The sequence below is a fragment of the Cohnella sp. genome (genome assembly GCF_041640265.1).
Lineage (GTDB): Bacteria > Bacillota > Bacilli > Paenibacillales > Paenibacillaceae > Cohnella.
The window spans coordinates 1-16,344 of the sequence record NZ_JBEQAP010000057.1; the positions used below are offsets into that span (position 1 = coordinate 1).

Consider the following 16,344-nt stretch of genomic DNA (forward strand, 5'->3'; position numbering starts at 1 on the left):
TTGTCACAGGGCTTCAACCTTAGGATCTCTCCACCAGTTGCCTGTCAGCTACGAGGCGACTTGGCTCTTACCTCGATTGATCTTTCATCAACTAGTTGTGCCTAGCTTGGCTAGGCGCGCGCAAAAAAGAAAACCACTCCGGCGGAGTGGTTCATTTATTGTGCAAAAGCCGCAGCTTCTTCTCTTCGCTTCAGTATTGCATTCATCCACTCTACCCCGGTTCGCTTCTCTTGCTTGGCCTTATGGAAATACTCCGCATAATCTGCTGCCATCGGATAACCGCCAATTAAGCCCATTACTGCTCTGTATTCTTCTAGAATATCAAGTGAAACTGCCTGAGAGTAGCCATACGTTTGTTGCAGCTGTTCGACGATGGCTTTCTCATAATGGTTAAGTCTTCTCCTCGTTGCCATTGTAACGCCACCTTCTTCCTTGATAGAGATAGAATCCGGACAAATGGAGCATCGGGGACAAGGCTTCATCACAAAACACAACCTGATTGCCCAGCTTCATCGGATCCAAACGCCGATTGGCATGGTTACGTGTAATCTTGTCCAGAAACCATTCGCCGCTCTTCTTTAATTTTACCCCATCCTGCACAATCTTACCAGTATCGGCATCCGCCATCGGTCCGATCACGATATCCGCATGGGGCTGACACGGATCGTCATAGTTGGAAACTACCGTACGGTGTAGATAAATATATTTCGCCCACTCGTGAGAAATACCCGTAAAGATCCGATAATTCGGAAGAGTTTGCAGCGACTCCGGAGAGATATTAATTTCGAGCACGCAGGGGGTTCCTTCATTCAGCTTTTCTTGCATGGAGCGAGCCCAAGCTTTCGCCTGCTCAATTGATATCGTGGTATACAAACCCCGTCCGAAATCCCGGTTCGGCTTCCAGTGCTCTGCATTCAGCAGTCTAGTGCGGAAGGAATCCAAATAAATGTCTAATGTACCATGATATAAACTAGATGGGAAAACAACATCGATACTAATGTCCGCACCTCCGGGTAACCATTTTACGGAAAACATGAATCTATTTATTATAGTCTCTTCCTCCCAGAAGGGAAAGCTTAACCTCTATTGAATTGATGGGCATTATTTAATATCATTAACTATTCTCGCAGACGTTCAGCAAGAGGATCTGATACACAACTTTCGCTGCTCTTTGATTAGGTGCATAATGTGGGTAATAAGAATTAAAAACAAACCAATAATAGAAACAAGAGGTGAAGGGAAATGGAATACCGGATCGAGAAGGATTCCTTGGGAGAAGTTCAGGTACCCGCAGATAAGCTATGGGGGGCTCAAACCCAGCGCAGCTTGGATAACTTCCGAATTGGTACGGAGAAGATGCCGATCGAGCTCATATATGTTTTTGCTGTTCTGAAAAGAAGCGCTTCAATTGTAAATCAAGAGTTAGGCAAGCTTAATTCAAATAAAGCAACCGCGATCATAGCAGCAGCCGATGAAATAATTGAAGGGAGATGGAACGAACACTTCCCTCTTGTGGTCTGGCAAACAGGCAGCGGAACGCAATCGAACATGAATGTGAATGAAGTGATCGCGAATCGAGCCAATCAGCTTCTATCTGAGCAAGGCAGCGACGAGCGAATCCATCCTAATGACGACGTCAATCAATCTCAAAGCTCCAATGATACTTTTCCGACGGCAATGCATATTGCCGCACTCATTGCTATCGAGGACAGAGTAATTCCTGCAATAAACACTTTACAAGAAACATTAGCAGGTAAGAGCAAGCTGTTCGAAGGCGTCATCAAGATCGGTCGAACTCATCTTCAGGACGCCACACCGCTAACGCTCGGTCAGGAAATGAGCGGCTGGGTTCAGATGCTTAGCAAAACTAAACGAATGATCCAAGAGAGTACCGAAAATCTGCGTGAGCTAGCTATTGGCGGAACAGCCGTCGGAACGGGAATTAACGCCCCTCCTCTATTCGGCTCTAAAGTAGCCGAGCAGATAAGCCATGCAACGGGCAAAACCTTTGTTTCAGCTTCAAACAAATTCCATGCCCTCACAAGCCATGATGAGCTTGTCTTCGTCCACGGTGCTTTTAAGGCTCTTGCGGCAGATCTAATGAAGATCGCCAACGATATCCGCTGGCTGGCTAGCGGTCCTAGAAGCGGTATAGGAGAAATTACAATCCTGGCCAATGAGCCAGGAAGCTCCATCATGCCGGGGAAGGTGAATCCGACCCAATCGGAGGCAATGACGATGGTGGTGACACAGGTGATGGGAAATGATATGACGATCGGGCTTGCGGCAAGCCAAGGTAACTTTGAGTTAAATGTGTTTAAGCCAGTAATCATTTACAATTTCCTGCAATCCGCACGGTTGCTATCGGACGCCATACGATCTTTTAATGACAATTGCGCCGTAGGTATTGAAGCGAATCTTAAAGTCATACAAGATCACCTAGAACGCTCTCTGATGCTTGTTACCGCATTGAATCCACATATTGGTTATGAGAATGCAGCTGCCATAGCCAAAGCCGCACACCACAAAGGTATCACCTTGAAGGAAGCCGCCCTCGAAAGCGGCTTGTTAACTGAAGCCCAGTTCGATGAGTTTGTCCGCCCAGAAAATATGATTTAACTAACCAAATCATAACCATTAAGTACCGGGAAACGGACAGTTTAAAAAGTGCTTCTGTGAGGTCGACAAAAATCAAAAAAAGTCGCTGATTAGCGACCTTGTGAATAGTATCGTTCTATTGATGGTAGATAATGTCGCCTTGTGCGGCTTCCCAGGAAATAAAAAGGGCGGCGGCTCTACTATGTCAGCGGTATTTTTTTATGTTAAGTTGATCCAGTCTCTTAAATTCATATCCACGTTGCCTGGCATCGTCTACGATTTTTCCCAATGCCCCTGCATTGTCGCTGGATATAGAATGCAGCAAGATTACCGCACCAGGGTGGAGTTGACCCATTACATTCTCGTAAGCATAACTCCATCCCTTCTGCTGCTTGACATCCCAGTCCTTGTAGGCAACGGACCAGAATACATTGGTATAACCTAGCTCGCCGCAGACCCTCAGCATTCGTTCGTCGAAGATTCCCCTAGGGGGTCGTACATACCGCATATTTTGTTGATCTGTAAGCTTTGTCACTTCCTCTTTTACTTTCTCCAATTCATTCTTTATCTGCATGTCGGAGATTTGGGTCATATCCGGATGGCTCCATGAATGATTGCCGATCAAATGGCCTTCATTAACCATTCTCTTCAACAATTCCGTTTGACTCCGCACAAAGTGACCCGTAACAAAAAAAACCGCAGTCACCTTCTTTGCCTTTAGCACATCAAGTATTCCGGGCAAGTAGCCATTCTCGTACCCGCTATCGAATGTTAGAAAAAGCTCCTTGTTCTCCGTATTTCCTAAAAAAATAGCTCCATTCTCTTGCAGCGTATCCATAAAGCCTTCTTCGGCAATAGAAGGCAGTTTACCGTCTTTGCTTTTCTTAAAGCCAAAGTGATAAGGCTCGATTCCCTGAGCGGATGCTGGAATAGAAGCAAACAAAAAACATAAAAAAACAGTCAAAAAAATGATAGATCTGATTGTTCGATTCATTATTTTCACTCCTACTCAACATTAAACAAGAGAAAGCGAATATTCCGCTCTCTCCGTTTTCAGAACGACACGATTATGTTCTGTTTCTGTTACAGACAACCCATCTACTGGAATGACGTAACTATCTCGCGGTAACTGAACTTCCTGGCCGCCATTAGTTATTGAGCCCTGTCCATGAAGGAAAAGAAAGCTTCCATTCAAATAACCGTCGATAGAATTCGTTTGAGACCGATAATCAACATCGTGCAATTGTATGTGAATTTGATCGGAATCGTTCTGTTCATGTTTTTGAATCAGAATGGTATGATTTTTATGACCCTCTAACCATTCCTTTAAGGATTGCACTGATGGATTCATAATGTTGCTCCTATCTTGCATTGGGAAAAATTCGCTGCACCATTTCGTTAAATTCTTCAAAAAAACCGGCTACGGGTCTTCCTTGCTGAACATCATTCACATAGTTATTGATACGATCGGTAAAGTCTGGATTCGTTGAAACATAAACATTCTGAACATTCCGATCGACAGCTCTTACTTGCTGAGCAATCTGGTCTTCTATTTGACGCGACAGCTGTTGATCGTTATCTAACATTGCAGCAACATAGGCTGTTCGTTGGGTCACCAATACGTTAGCTTGCCGTACTCCATTTAGATCCGTAATTTTCTTCGCTGCCCGATCGGCTACTTGAATGCGATGATCGGCATTTCCTAATTGATTCTGCTGCTGATTAGCATTTCCTCGATTGTTCTGGGCTGTTTGTTGCCGCATTTGGCCTTGATTGTTTTGATTGTCTTGATTATTCATACATCCTGCAAGAAATATACAAAGGGTTGCTAGCACAAAAATCGATATTTTTTTCAATTTCATGTCACTCCTTATTTTTGGTTGCAATTAGTTTGCCTATTTTTGTATTTTGTATTCATAACTGCTAGCGTTGCATTAAACTCTTATTTCGATGTTGTCATATAGTCCATTTGGAAAATTTTTATTTTTGCAGTGCAATCTGTAAAAAGTGCAGGTTGTTTCGCCAAAAACTGTTTTCAGAACTTTTGAACTGCAAAAACTACAGGTGTTTGAGGTTAAATAAGTCATTTTAGCCGATTTTGAGCTGAACACCTGTAGGAAATGCAGGTTGATTGGCGAATATCTCGTTTATAGGGTATATTAACTGTAGTAAATACAGGTTCCACCAATAAACAGGGGCAGTCTCTCAGGTCATAAACGACCTTACGGGACAGCCCCTTACTTCTATCCCTTTGGTTTTACAACTAGTGCAGCAAGGAACGAAAAAATGATCGCTGCCGAAATACCCGCACTGGTAACTTTAAAGATCCCCGTGATAATTCCAATCCACCCAACGTTTTTTAATTCCTCGAGAGCCCCATGGACCAGTGCATTCCCAAAGCTTGTGATGGGAACGGTAGCCCCGGCACCTGCAAATTCGATAAACGGGTCATATAGACCGACACCGTCAAAGAACGCTCCAAGCACTACCAGAAGCGTCATCGTATGCGCTGGAGTCAGCTTAAATACATCAAAGCAGATTTGTCCAAAAATGCAAATTGCTCCCCCAATAACAAAAGCCCAAAAAAAGATCATTGTATACCTCCACTCTCAATGGATACCGCATGTGCGATACAAGGAATGCTTTCCCCTTGTTGATAAGAAATTGGCGATAATAACGCCCCGGTGGCTACGACAAGTATTCGTTTCAATTCCCCTTTGCGCATTCGCTTCAGCAGATGTCCATAAGTAACAACAGCTGAACAACCGCAACCGCTTGCACCGGCTTGCACGGACTGTTTCTCGTAGTCATACATCATCATCCCGCAATCGTAATACTCGGTTTGATTCATCGGCACCTTATGTTTCTCAAATAAATCGCAAGCAATTTCGTACCCTACCTTGGCAAGATCGCCGGTAACAATCAGATCATAGTATCCTGGTTCAATTCCCATGTCACGCATATGAGCTTGAATGGTATCGACGGCTGCAGGAGCCATGGCAGCCCCCATATTAAATGGATCCGTGATACCCATATCCACAACCCTGCCGATCGTAGCTGATGTTACTGCCAAACCTTCACCTTCTTCCGAAACAATGGATGCCCCTGCGCCCGTTACCGTGAATTGCGCTGTCGGCGGTTTTTGCGACCCATATTCCGTTGGATAACGGAATTGTTTTTCCGCAGTGGCATTATGGCTGCAAGCACTGGCCAGTACATATTTGGCAGAACGGGAATTTACGATCATCGCAGCGAGAGCCAAGCTTTCCATGGATGTAGAGCATGCCCCGAACACTCCGAGATAAGGAATGGCTAATGTTCGTGCAGCAAAGCTGCTGCTTATGATTTGATTCATCAAATCTCCGCCGGTAAAGAAATTTACCTGTTCTTTAGTCAAGCCTGCATTTTCAATAGCGAGCTTGGCAGCTTCCTCCAATAAAGTTCTCTCCGCTTTTTCCCAGCTGTCCTGTCCTAACATTAAATCACCGTGAATGATGTCAAAATCGTTCGCAAGCGGTCCCTGCCCTTCAAACGGACCGACAACCGTTGCAGCAGCTTGTATAATCGGACGATTTTCAAAAATCCAGCTTTGGTGTCCTTTCAGCATATTCTTATTGCCCTCCTACACCGCTTGGATTAAATACAAGGTGAAAGATACCCACAATAAATGCGGCAACAACACCAAAAACGATAACAGGACCGGCAAGCTTAAACATTTTGCTTCCGACGCCCAACACAAGTCCTTCACTTCGATGTTCAATAGCCGCTGAAGCCATTGAATTGGCAAATCCGGTCACAGGTACAGCCGATCCTGCACCCGCCCATTGCGCGATTTTGTCGTATACACCCATACTGGTTAAAATTACTGAAATTATAATCAAGACGGCAACCGTGGGATTGCCCGCTTTTTTCTCATCAAAGCCGCCCCAGTGCACGAACATTTCCTGTATAGCTTGACCAATCAGGCAGATCGTACCACCGGCGAAGAAGGCTCGGATACAATTTTTAATAACAGGCCTCGCCGGCTCTCTTTTATTGGCAAATTCTTTATATTCCTGTTGAACAGGAGTTAACTTTTTATTCTTCTCATCAGACATTATTAACTCTCCTTTATCGATGAAGTACAGGTGTAAGCTCCGCAATGATTTCTTCCATTTCATATGCGCACTGTTCGTACATGTCTTTTGCTTTTTTACTTTTCGTTGTCAGCCCAAATAACATGAGATCCGCCTCACACTTTTTTAACGTAGCAAACAACGTTGCCTTTTGTTGCGGCAAAGGTACTGCAATTTGATCGTCGAATAAATCGACAAACAATTGCCCGTACGAATCAACTTGTCCAAGAAATACATTTTCAATCGCCACGCCAAGCTTTTCTAACTCCGAATTTAACCATTCCCGGTTTAAGCCTATGGTGGCCAGCGGCTCGTCCATAATTTTTCCGTCCATGATGACTGCTTGCGGCTCCTGCTCGGGTCCTACTTTGATCCCAAGGTGCTTAGGAGTAATCGGTTGATTTTCCCGAGTTAACAGCACATTGATATCTCCGCTTGGTTCCATGATTGCAAATTCGACATCAGCCACTTTAAATACCATTTTCTTTCGCAATTGCTCCATTAGATCATCAGTAGAGAGCCTTTCCTTTTTCATATTATCTTCTAGCACTTTCCCGTCTTTAATTAACACAGTCCCTTTGCCTTCAATAAAATCCCGCAGCTTTTTACTTTTTATCTGCAGATATTCAATGCCTAGAGTTACTAATGCCCAAACCGATATGGCCACAATTCCTAGAAACCAATTTGCGTCCAAATCTAATGAAATGTAAGCTGCCAAGCTGCCGATTGTAATCCCGGTAATGTATTCGAACATGGACATCTCAGACACTTGCCTTTTACCCAAAAGCTTGGCAATTAAGAAAAGTACGACAACAGCCAATAACGTTCGAAAAGCGACTTCAATTCCAGTTGGCACATTAGATCCTCCTTTAATCAACATAACCTCAACATTGTTTGTCAAATTAACCCGATTTATGAAGGGGAAATCAAAAAAAAATCTTTTAAATTCAGAAAAAAGCTGTGAATAAGAAATACCTCTCCGTTCGATAATATGTTTTGTTGCGAACAGGAGGTGATATCATTGACAGTAGCATCCGAAGTAAAGACATGTGTAGCTTCATTAAAGAGCGCTCAAGCAAGTCTAGAGCAATTCGCTTTGGCCACACAAAATCAAGAAGCAAAAACTCTATACACTAATGCAGCAGGACAAACCCAGCAAGTGTTGCAGCAGGTTGAAGCTCGAGTCCAACAATTAGAAAACGAAGAACCTCAATATAAAGGCTTCTAACAAAGTCGGAGTCATTAAGAAAAAAAATTCATCTATTGTCAAAGAAGACGTTGCGTTTATCGTAACGTCTTTTTTCGTGTTTCGATGAAGATCTCTTCAGGCAGTTGTTTTGACGTACCATGTACAATCCGAGGCTTATGCTCAATCATATCGGAGGAGTATATCGTGACGAACATTCTTCCTCCACCGGAATAAACACGAATCAGAATCGGCTGATTGTACTTGTTTTGAAAAGAAAAATCCGGTCCATCCCAGCTTACAGTCGCATCGCGGCCAGGCAGGACATAAGGGACGCTTCGACTGTGGGAATAACGTTGCAAGATTTGCAACCCGGCGCGATCGACGGCATTGAATAACGTTGAAGAAACCTGACAAATCCCTCCGCCGATTCCTTCCGATAATTCCCCTTTGACAATAACCGAAGCCCGCAAGTATCCCTTTTCTTTTGTACGTTTACCAACCGCCTGATTAAACGAAAAAATTTCGCCGGGAAATAACACTGCATTGTTGATGGCTTTGGCGGCAAGAGTGATATTATGCGCACGATTTTTGTTGCGGGAGTTGAAGTACGTTACGTAATGACCGATCGTTTTTTCCCGGAGATGGGCAATCAATTCACTATCGACCCTAGGATAGATTGGTTTTCTTGCCGCTTCTATCGTGTTATTTCCATTGCTGAAGAAAAAGGTTTGAAATTGATCTGTAAACCTAGTACGGTCCAGCTTAAAGCCGATTTGCTCGGGGATAATCTTCCCATCGTCGCCGAACCTGGCATTCTGGGGGCCCTGATAGATTTCTCGATCAAGGTCATGGAGCAAATGATCGAATTTGTCCATGTCCATCAATGGCAAAGCAGGCAGCGCATAATCCGAACGATTAACAATAATGGCTGTCTTTCCTTGATGATTGACCAATAATCTGTCGGAGACATCGTCTTGATGCAACAAGAGCAAAATTCCAGCAATAGAAAACCAATTCATTACAATAATCTCCTCACCATACTGAATCATCGTTATTTCACAACGATACGTTTTCCCAAATGTATTCGAATTATTATCGTGTGCAAATAGGTATGTATCGAATAAATAAGGAACTTAGCGAATAATTTCAAGTGATACGGGTTTTTAAATATTGGAAACTTATGGACAAAGGAGGTCGACAACACATGCATCCTGCAACAGCATACGCCAGTACTTTCGATCCCTATACGCTTGCAACGTTTATGGCGCTTGTTGATACGATTGTGCCGAACACGCCGGAGATGGCCGTATTCGGATCGGAGCAAACGATTGGCGCGGTAGAACTTGGCGTTCACGAGTATATGATCTGGGAGTTAGATCATACCCTTACGCTTGTCCTCGGCTATTATCCGGAAGTTGTACCCTTGGCCGCTCCCACCGCGGGGATGTTGAATGCGGGAGCGATCCAATTGGTTGCCTCCGGACAGGCGCAATACTCTCCGCAAGTGGCCGTCTCAGGAGGAGTACCTTTCGCCGCTCTATCCCCGATGGATCGCATCCGGACAATGGCCATTCTGGAAAACCTGCAAGTTGATTTGGGAACCTTGCCTCCTCCCTACCGGGACGACGGAGGACTAGTTAAATTTATCGTGGATTATCTCAACAGGGGAACGATGTTTGGAAACTACTCGGAATGGCCGGCTTATGGGACAACACGGCTAAATACACCTACCCAGCGAAGGCTCCAGTATTTCCCGATCGGCTGGAGACAGGTCGGATATCCAGGCGTATCCATCGGTTATCGAGCTCTACTCGGCTTTAAGCTGACCATTGTTCGCGAAGGGGGGACATCCACCATTGTATGATGCAGACGTTATCATAATCGGGTCCGGAGGCGGGGGCGCCGTCGCGGCCAAGGAGCTCGGTGAAGCCGGGTTGAAGGTGCTGGTACTGGAGGCCGGTCCCTGGTATGGGAACAAAAAATGGGAGAACCCGAACAGCGAGCGGGGCGGAGAATGGAGCTCCAGCTACAACGATTTGGATGTAGGAATATACAAGAGGATTTATAACTCGTATGAAAACAACATGAACGATGTCGTATCTGGCGTCTTCCGCTTCGGACCTGCCGACCGCCGCCGTACGCCATGGCACAGAGTCATGCGTCAGAAAGGTGATATCTGGCAGCTTTCCGGAGTCGGGGGAACGACGCAGCACTACTGGTCTCAGTCTCCGCGTGCATTTCCTATGGCTATCGACAACGTTTGGCCGATTAGCTACGCGGAACTTATCCCTTATTACGAGAAAGTTGAAGCGACTTTGCCCGTTCAATTCTCTCCGACGACTCCGAAGGAAGAGCTTTTTTACTACGGCGCCGAGAGGGCTGGATACACACTCAATCCGACTCTTAACGTCACGACTCCGGGTTATCGACCGAATCCCAACGCGATTCTACGCACCAACGAGCATCTGATGGATCCCAACTACTCGATGGAGCAATTACACAATATGGTCGGATGCACCTTGCGGGGACATTGCGTTAACGGTTGCACGACCGGTCCGACAGTGGATACTATCGCGAAGAGGAGCACGCTTGTCAGCTATGTCCCTCTTGCTCTTAAGACCGGCAACGTCGCGATTCGACCTAATTCCTTTACGATAAAAATTTTAACGGAACCGGATCCAAGTGGCGGACTTCGTGCAAGCGGTGTGAGGTTTCGGGATACGTGGACGGGAGAGATCAGCGAGCTTACGGCCCAATCTGTAGTTCTAGCGGCAGGCTGCATAGAGTCTCCACGATTATGGCTGAATTCCGACCTCCCCTTCAATTCCTGGGTGGGGAGAGGATTAACCAATCATTGCTTCGACTGGGTGGGCGGTGTGTTCGACGAGAAGGATCTCATGAGCATCATGGGCTTGCCGTCCGTCTATCCGTATATGGGTCATACATCTGGGGCTAGAGTCGATATTCCGGGAACCGGGATTTTTCAAGTTTCTTGTCTTAGCCCAGGATTGATGTCCTTCTTGACTTACGGCTTCAGTGAGGCGGGCTTCGATGTCCTTAACCCGCCGGATCCGGGGGCACCTTGGAATATCCATGGCCGTGTCGTCGGTCCGGCACTCAAAGAGCTGATGATAAATTATACCCGCACGATGACCTATCTTCTCCTTACGGATGACGAAACGCTTTACCAGAACCGGGTGGAAGTTGATCCGATCTTGAAGGACGAGAACGGCCCGATTCCGATTGTTCATTACACCCCCAGCCCATTAACGCTCCAAAGGCGCGATCGATTGGCCAGGCTCGCTTGCGAGACACTGCAGAAGGCCGGCGCCAAAACGATCATCCGATCGGATTTGCCGTTTGCCTTTATGCTTCACCTCGAAAGCACAATGCGCATGGGTTATGTGGTGGATTCGAACTGTGAGGCGTTTCAGGTTAATCGGCTCTTTATTGCCGACAACAGCGTACATTTCAACGGGATCGGAGGACCGAACCCTACCCTTACGACACAGGCGTTGGCAACCCGCACGTCGGAGAAGCTAGTCGAGAAATACTTTTGTTAACCGGAGGGTGTTGAAACAGCAAAGTAAAGAATAACTCCCGCCAAGAAGATAATGAGCAAAAACGCGATAGCCTTCCAAAATACACCTTTCATATCTCTCCACCCTTTCCCAAGCTAATCATCCATCATTAATAAGTTCCTAACAAGGCCAACCTGCGAAAGGTTGGCCTTCGGCTTATCGCCCAGATATTGAATAAGTTCAAGGAGTCTGGGAAATATTACTTTGAAAACCGCCCCTCTCCATTCATTACCATAATGATATAACTTTATAGGTGAATCCATTGATGAATCCATTTAGAAGAAGAAAAAGACAGCACGGAGCTACCGAAGAGCCGCTTGAAAATACAAACGGCAACAACACGGATATTCCCGCCAATCTGGATGACACTGAAACTGCGGTAAGGCATACCTTTACCAATTGTTCCGATCTTATACTGCGAAAAGTCTATGTGTTCGAATCGATCCCCTGCTTGTTGGTTTACCTTGAAGTATTGGTCGATACCAACCGGTTGGATGATAGTTTGTTGAAACCGTTAATGACGCCTAAAACATTGGATTTGGATTCCACTTCTACTCTTATTGACCGTTTGTATTCTGAATTAATACCTATGGCAAAAGCGAACATCGTCGGAAAAATGAATGATGCCGTTCAACGCATCGTCAAGGGAGAAGTACTTGTTTTCGTAGATTCCTCTGAGCAGGCAATCTCCTTAAGTATCCCTGACCCCTTCCATCGTGAACTGGCGGAACCGAGTACAGAAGCCGTTATTCGCGGTCCGCGGCTTGGGTTTATCGAGAATCTCAATATCAATTTAACATTAATTCGCCATTTGATCCGATCACCGCAGCTCAAAATAGAGAAGATGACTCTAGGGACGACATCCCAAACGGATATAGCGATTACTTATATAGAGAAGAGGGCGCCGCAGAAAGTAATCGACGAGATCAAGAAACGCCTTTCAAAAATCGAGATAGATAGCGTCTTTGAAACGGGTTACATTGACGAATTTATTTGCGACAATATCTACTCGCCGTTTCCATTGATCCAGAAGACTCAGCGACCCGATTCGGTCTCCGCTTCCCTAATTGAAGGTAAAGCGGCGATTCTGGTTGACGGATCGCCGATGGCGATGATCGCCCCTATCACTTTCTGGTATGGGTTTCAAACCGTGGAGGACTATTACATGAACTATATTTTCGCGACGACGCTCAGATGGCTGAGATATTTGTTTGCCTTTCTGGCGTTAACCCTGCCCGCCATCTATGTGGCGATTTCGACCTTTCATAATGAAATGCTTCCTACTAGCTTAGCTTTAAGCCTAGCGGCAGCACGGGAAATCGTACCGTTTCCGGCCATGCTGGAAACCCTGATCATGGAGACTACCTTTGAAGCGCTCCGAGAAGCGGGTGTCCGCCTTCCCCGTCCGGTAGGTCAAACGATCAGTATCGTAGGCGCTCTCGTAATCGGACAAGCTGCGGTACAAGCAGGGATCATATCCGCTCCCATCATTATTATTGTATCCTTAACGGGGATTGCCTCCTTCCTCATTCCCCAACCGGAAATGAGTCAAGCCATGAGTATTCTGCGCTTTCCGTTGATCATCTTCGCCGGAACTTTTGGCCTTTACGGTTTCATCGCCTTCATGCTTGCCATCTTGATCCATCTGGTCAGCTTAAGCTCCGTTGGCGTGCACTATATGACCCCGATTGCACCGGCAAACTTCTCCGGAATAAGTGATGTGCTTATAAGAACGCCGTGGACGATCATGAAGAAGCGTCAGCAATACATTCAGCAGAAACGGGAGTTGGAGAAAAAATGATCCGGGTCCGTAAAGTAGGCAAGTACTTAGCTCTTATTTCCTGCATCGGTTTGTTCACAGGCTGCTGGGATCGAGTCGAGACGGACGATCTGGCTATGGTCCTAGGAAGCGGATTGGATCTTGCCGAAGACGGTCAGATAGAAGGTACAATACAGATCGCCCTTCCCACAGGAATTCCCAGTGCTTTGCAAAGCGGCGGGGGAGCCAAAAAACCTGTTTTGACCATAACGGAAAAAGGGAAGGACGGCGTGGACATTCTTCAGAAGATGCAGCATCGATTGTCCCGCCGTGTCTTTCTAGGTCACCGGGGAATCATCGTGATCGGCGAATCCTATGCCCGACATGGCATCGATCAAGTTCTGGACAATTACTTGCGTATGCCTGATACCCGATACCACAGTTATGTTGTGACTTCATATGGCTCTAGCGCTAAAGAAATCTTGAACGTTAAGTATGAGCTTGAACAAATACCGTCAATCGGCATCAACAAAATCCAGATCAGCGAATCCGGCTTATCTATAAAGATAGATGAATTTTTGGATGCCATGGCTGCGGAAGGGAAATCGCCGATGACCGGGGCTATTCGGATCCTCAACAAAGGCACGGATCAGGAAATCTTCTCACTCGATAAGGTAGCTGTATATAAAGAGAATAAACTGGTTGGTTTTCTGTCGGAGGGAGAGAAAAAGGCGTCCCGCTTAATGACAGATCGGTACACAAAGATGAGAATAACGACACAAATGGTACCGAAGGATAAGCAATTTAAAGGAACCATGAGCATCGAGATCCTCCGTTCCAAAGTGAAGATTCGCACCGCTATGAGAGAGGGGTCACCTGAAGTTTCGGTTTCCCTCAAATTGGCAACCAGATTATTGGAAAACGATACGAATTTGGATATAACGAAATCTAAAAACTTAAAACACGTACAGAAGAAATTCACGAACGAAATTCAACATATAGTCGAAAGCGCCATATCAAAATCGCAAAAAAAATTTAAAGCGGATATCTTCGGTTTTGGAAGGGATTTCCATATTCAGCATCCCTATACCTGGAAAAAGATCAAAGAGGATTGGAAAGACCTTTATCCGTCCGTTCACGTTACCGTCAAAGCAGACCTTATGATCGAACGAATGGAAAGAACGCAGGCGCCTCCGCACCTGAAAAAAGCCGTTATCAAATAACCGGAATGGAGAGCTGGCCTACATGAAAGTAACCGGTTTACAAATCTACTGGATGATCGCCATCATGGATTTGGGAATGGCGTTAATCATGACGCTCTCCCCCAGCCTGCAAGCAGCGAAACAAGATGTGTGGTTATCCATCCTGGTTTCGGGAAGCATCGTACTGATAGTGACTTTGCTGGTAACGAACGTGGCGAATCTTTATCCCGGCCAAACCTTGATACAATTCAGTCAAGCCATCCTGGGTAAGTTTGTCGGCAGTATCGTCATCGTTATCTATATGGTTCAGTGGTATACCATCATCCCAATAGTTCTCCGCCAATTTAACGATTTGGTTGAAATTCTGCTCCTGCCGGCCACGCCCAAGCTGGCGATCTTGCTCATCATGATTGCGTTGGTCGTGTATGTGACTTATTCGGGCGGAATTGAAGGAATTGCCCGCTGCAGCGAGTTTTTGGGACCGATAATTATTCTTATGGTCATTCTTGTGTTAGTCGCAAGCATCAAGAACATCGAAATGAAAAATCTTCTGCCGATATACGTGGACAGCGGGGCAATCGCTATCATCAAAGGCTCGCTTGCTCCCGCCTCCTATCTCGGACATGCCGTAGAGTATCTCATGCTCGCCGCTTTTCTCTCTATTCCAACGCGCAAGGGGGTACCCTATGCGTATTGGTCAGTTATTACGGCAGTTTTCTTTGTGTTCATATCCGTAATTGTAACTGTCTCCTCGATTGGAGTTAATCTGAGCCCCAAAATGTGGTACCCATTTTTTGAGATGACAAGGAAAATAACGCTGTGGGGATTCCTGGAAAACTTTGACCCCTTCACTATCGTGATTTGGATTTGCAGCGTGTTTATCAAATTGGCCATTTATTTATTTATCACTGCTTATGGAACAGCCCAATTTCTGCGAATTAAAAATTGGAGAATCTTGATTTGGTTTATTGCCCCCGTCATGGTTGGATTTGCGTTATTTCCTAAAAATGTCGTGGAAGCGACAGCTAATTATTTGCTTAATTATTGGGTGCCGATTGCGCTTCCCGTAAATATGCTCGGATTGCCATTGCTGTTGCTAATCGTAGGGAAAATAAAACAAAAAAAAACACAATCCGCGTGAGAATAGGGGGGATGCAAGGGGCAGTCTTGGCGAGAATAACGATGAAATCATCGGGCAGCCCAAACCATTCCCCGTTTCATCATTGTCAGAACTTCAGGCATTGTGACAATGTCCAAAGAGTGTCCTAAAGAACAATAAAAAATCCGTCCCTTTCCGTATTTTTTTGTCCATACTACAGGCATAACGACTTCTCTCCAAACTTCCGGGGGATGCACTCTATTGAAATAAGTGGTTGCAAGCACTTCGTTGGCCGGGTCAACAAGCATGTAGTATTGTTCGGTAGTAACCATGAAATCCCGAATTCCTGCCATTATAGGATGATCCCGATGCGTAATGTGAACCTCATAGGTTATTCCCGCCCCTCCAGGATGAGCGACAAATTGTCCGCCTACCATGAGTTGGTAATCTATTTCACAGCGGAACGCGTCTCCCATACCTCCATGCATCCCAGCTACTCCGGTTCCATTGCTAACAGCGTCAAGAAAGGATCGCAGCTGCTCTTCCGTAATCGTTCCTGCGGTCCAATTGGGAATAATCAAATCCGTCTGCCTTAATTTTTCACGGTCAAGCAAACTATCCAATGTATTCGAAATTTCCACCTTAAAGTTTCCCTGCTGCCGCAATAATCTTGCGAGAATCTCTGCAACCTCTTTCGGTCTATGCGGCGGATATCCCCCTTGTAAAATTAATGCATTCTTATATTTGCGGAAACCCGTCTGGGATGGTTGTGATCTTATGTTTATATTGAACATCGATATA

Annotated in this window: 18 protein-coding genes; 7 read left to right on the forward strand and 11 right to left on the reverse strand. The window is 45.6% G+C overall.

Going from position 1 to position 16,344, the window contains the following annotated elements; genetic code table 11:
- Positions 1-155: 155 nt before the first annotated feature.
- Positions 156-413 (reverse strand): hypothetical protein, encoded by a 258-nt coding sequence (locus tag ACESLK_RS25880; RefSeq protein ID WP_373232690.1) that lies wholly within the window; start codon positions 411-413, stop codon positions 156-158.
- Positions 391-1,035, reverse strand: a complete 645-nt coding sequence (locus tag ACESLK_RS25885; RefSeq protein ID WP_373232691.1) for a DUF3990 domain-containing protein — start codon at positions 1,033-1,035, stop codon at positions 391-393. Before ACESLK_RS25885 ends, ACESLK_RS25880 begins: the two co-directional genes overlap by 23 nt.
- Before the next feature lie 207 nt (positions 1,036-1,242).
- Here ACESLK_RS25885 and fumC point away from each other — a divergent pair, with 207 nt between their 5' ends.
- The gene (gene fumC / locus ACESLK_RS25890; RefSeq protein WP_373232692.1) at positions 1,243-2,619 is read left to right on the forward strand and encodes a class II fumarate hydratase; all 1,377 of its coding nucleotides are present in this window, start codon (positions 1,243-1,245) and stop codon (positions 2,617-2,619) included.
- A gap of 184 nt (positions 2,620-2,803) precedes the next feature.
- On the opposite strand, the gene pdaA is transcribed toward fumC, so the two are convergent.
- The 7 genes from pdaA to ACESLK_RS25925 form a co-directional block, all read right to left on the reverse strand.
- The gene (pdaA, locus tag ACESLK_RS25895) at positions 2,804-3,592 is read right to left on the reverse strand and encodes a delta-lactam-biosynthetic de-N-acetylase (RefSeq protein ID WP_373232693.1); all 789 of its coding nucleotides are present in this window, start codon (positions 3,590-3,592) and stop codon (positions 2,804-2,806) included.
- 21 nt (positions 3,593-3,613) lie between these two features.
- The gene (gene ymzB, locus ACESLK_RS25900) at positions 3,614-3,949 is read right to left on the reverse strand and encodes a protein YmzB (protein ID WP_373232694.1); all 336 of its coding nucleotides are present in this window, start codon (positions 3,947-3,949) and stop codon (positions 3,614-3,616) included.
- 10 nt (positions 3,950-3,959) lie between these two features.
- Positions 3,960-4,454 (reverse strand): YhcN/YlaJ family sporulation lipoprotein, encoded by a 495-nt coding sequence (locus tag ACESLK_RS25905; protein ID WP_373232695.1) that lies wholly within the window; start codon positions 4,452-4,454, stop codon positions 3,960-3,962.
- 387 nt (positions 4,455-4,841) lie between these two features.
- Positions 4,842-5,192, reverse strand: a complete 351-nt coding sequence (gene spoVAE / locus ACESLK_RS25910; protein ID WP_373232696.1) for a stage V sporulation protein AE — start codon at positions 5,190-5,192, stop codon at positions 4,842-4,844.
- Positions 5,189-6,205, reverse strand: coding sequence for a stage V sporulation protein AD (gene spoVAD / locus ACESLK_RS25915; RefSeq protein ID WP_373232697.1), 1,017 nt, complete (start codon positions 6,203-6,205; stop codon positions 5,189-5,191). Before spoVAD ends, spoVAE begins: the two co-directional genes overlap by 4 nt.
- 4 nt (positions 6,206-6,209) lie before the next feature.
- A complete protein-coding gene (gene spoVAC / locus ACESLK_RS25920) occupies positions 6,210-6,695 on the reverse strand; it encodes a stage V sporulation protein AC (protein ID WP_373232698.1) in 486 nt (161 codons plus the stop codon).
- A gap of 13 nt (positions 6,696-6,708) precedes the next feature.
- Entirely contained in the window at positions 6,709-7,569 is an 861-nt protein-coding gene (locus ACESLK_RS25925) for a DUF421 domain-containing protein (RefSeq protein ID WP_373232699.1), read from the reverse strand.
- Between the two features lie 165 nt (positions 7,570-7,734).
- Here ACESLK_RS25925 and ACESLK_RS25930 point away from each other — a divergent pair, with 165 nt between their 5' ends.
- The gene (locus tag ACESLK_RS25930; RefSeq protein ID WP_373232700.1) at positions 7,735-7,941 is read left to right on the forward strand and encodes a DUF1657 domain-containing protein; all 207 of its coding nucleotides are present in this window, start codon (positions 7,735-7,737) and stop codon (positions 7,939-7,941) included.
- Positions 7,942-7,997: 56 nt separating this feature from the next.
- Here ACESLK_RS25930 and ACESLK_RS25935 read toward each other — a convergent pair whose 3' ends face one another.
- A complete protein-coding gene (locus tag ACESLK_RS25935; RefSeq protein ID WP_373232701.1) occupies positions 7,998-8,921 on the reverse strand; it encodes a VanW family protein in 924 nt (307 codons plus the stop codon).
- Between the two features lie 185 nt (positions 8,922-9,106).
- Here ACESLK_RS25935 and ACESLK_RS25940 point away from each other — a divergent pair, with 185 nt between their 5' ends.
- From ACESLK_RS25940 to ACESLK_RS25960, 5 genes are all read left to right on the forward strand, one after another.
- Entirely contained in the window at positions 9,107-9,766 is a 660-nt protein-coding gene (locus tag ACESLK_RS25940) for a hypothetical protein (RefSeq protein ID WP_373232702.1), read from the forward strand.
- Positions 9,759-11,465, forward strand: a complete 1,707-nt coding sequence (locus ACESLK_RS25945; protein ID WP_373232703.1) for a GMC family oxidoreductase N-terminal domain-containing protein — start codon at positions 9,759-9,761, stop codon at positions 11,463-11,465. Before ACESLK_RS25940 ends, ACESLK_RS25945 begins: the two co-directional genes overlap by 8 nt.
- Positions 11,466-11,748: 283 nt before the next feature.
- The gene (locus ACESLK_RS25950) at positions 11,749-13,284 is read left to right on the forward strand and encodes a spore germination protein (RefSeq protein ID WP_373232704.1); all 1,536 of its coding nucleotides are present in this window, start codon (positions 11,749-11,751) and stop codon (positions 13,282-13,284) included.
- Positions 13,281-14,465, forward strand: coding sequence for a Ger(x)C family spore germination protein (locus tag ACESLK_RS25955; protein WP_373232705.1), 1,185 nt, complete (start codon positions 13,281-13,283; stop codon positions 14,463-14,465). The genes ACESLK_RS25950 and ACESLK_RS25955 overlap by 4 nt, the downstream gene beginning before the upstream one ends.
- A gap of 22 nt (positions 14,466-14,487) precedes the next feature.
- Entirely contained in the window at positions 14,488-15,585 is a 1,098-nt protein-coding gene (locus tag ACESLK_RS25960; RefSeq protein ID WP_373232706.1) for a GerAB/ArcD/ProY family transporter, read from the forward strand.
- A 47-nt stretch (positions 15,586-15,632) separates the two neighbouring features.
- On the opposite strand, the gene ACESLK_RS25965 is transcribed toward ACESLK_RS25960, so the two are convergent.
- A complete protein-coding gene (locus ACESLK_RS25965; RefSeq protein ID WP_373232707.1) occupies positions 15,633-16,337 on the reverse strand; it encodes a ThuA domain-containing protein in 705 nt (234 codons plus the stop codon).
- Positions 16,338-16,344: the final 7 nt, after the last annotated feature.

Bases quoted from the DNA above. Each gene is read 5' to 3' on its own strand.
- ACESLK_RS25880 (WP_373232690.1), bottom strand. From the start codon at position 413: ATGGCAACGAGGAGAAGACTTAACCATTATGAGAAAGCCATCGTCGAA.
- ACESLK_RS25885 (WP_373232691.1), bottom strand. From the start codon at position 1,035: ATGTTTTCCGTAAAATGGTTACCCGGAGGTGCGGACATTAGTATCGAT.
- fumC (WP_373232692.1), top strand. From the start codon at position 1,243: ATGGAATACCGGATCGAGAAGGATTCCTTGGGAGAAGTTCAGGTACCC.
- pdaA (WP_373232693.1), bottom strand. From the start codon at position 3,592: ATGAATCGAACAATCAGATCTATCATTTTTTTGACTGTTTTTTTATGT.
- ymzB (WP_373232694.1), bottom strand. From the start codon at position 3,949: ATGAATCCATCAGTGCAATCCTTAAAGGAATGGTTAGAGGGTCATAAA.
- spoVAE (WP_373232696.1), bottom strand. From the start codon at position 5,192: ATGATCTTTTTTTGGGCTTTTGTTATTGGGGGAGCAATTTGCATTTTT.
- spoVAD (WP_373232697.1), bottom strand. From the start codon at position 6,205: ATGCTGAAAGGACACCAAAGCTGGATTTTTGAAAATCGTCCGATTATA.
- spoVAC (WP_373232698.1), bottom strand. From the start codon at position 6,695: ATGTCTGATGAGAAGAATAAAAAGTTAACTCCTGTTCAACAGGAATAT.
- ACESLK_RS25935 (WP_373232701.1), bottom strand. From the start codon at position 8,921: ATGAATTGGTTTTCTATTGCTGGAATTTTGCTCTTGTTGCATCAAGAC.
- ACESLK_RS25940 (WP_373232702.1), top strand. From the start codon at position 9,107: ATGCATCCTGCAACAGCATACGCCAGTACTTTCGATCCCTATACGCTT.
- ACESLK_RS25950 (WP_373232704.1), top strand. From the start codon at position 11,749: ATGAATCCATTTAGAAGAAGAAAAAGACAGCACGGAGCTACCGAAGAG.
- ACESLK_RS25955 (WP_373232705.1), top strand. From the start codon at position 13,281: ATGATCCGGGTCCGTAAAGTAGGCAAGTACTTAGCTCTTATTTCCTGC.
- ACESLK_RS25960 (WP_373232706.1), top strand. From the start codon at position 14,488: ATGAAAGTAACCGGTTTACAAATCTACTGGATGATCGCCATCATGGAT.
- ACESLK_RS25965 (WP_373232707.1), bottom strand. From the start codon at position 16,337: ATGTTCAATATAAACATAAGATCACAACCATCCCAGACGGGTTTCCGC.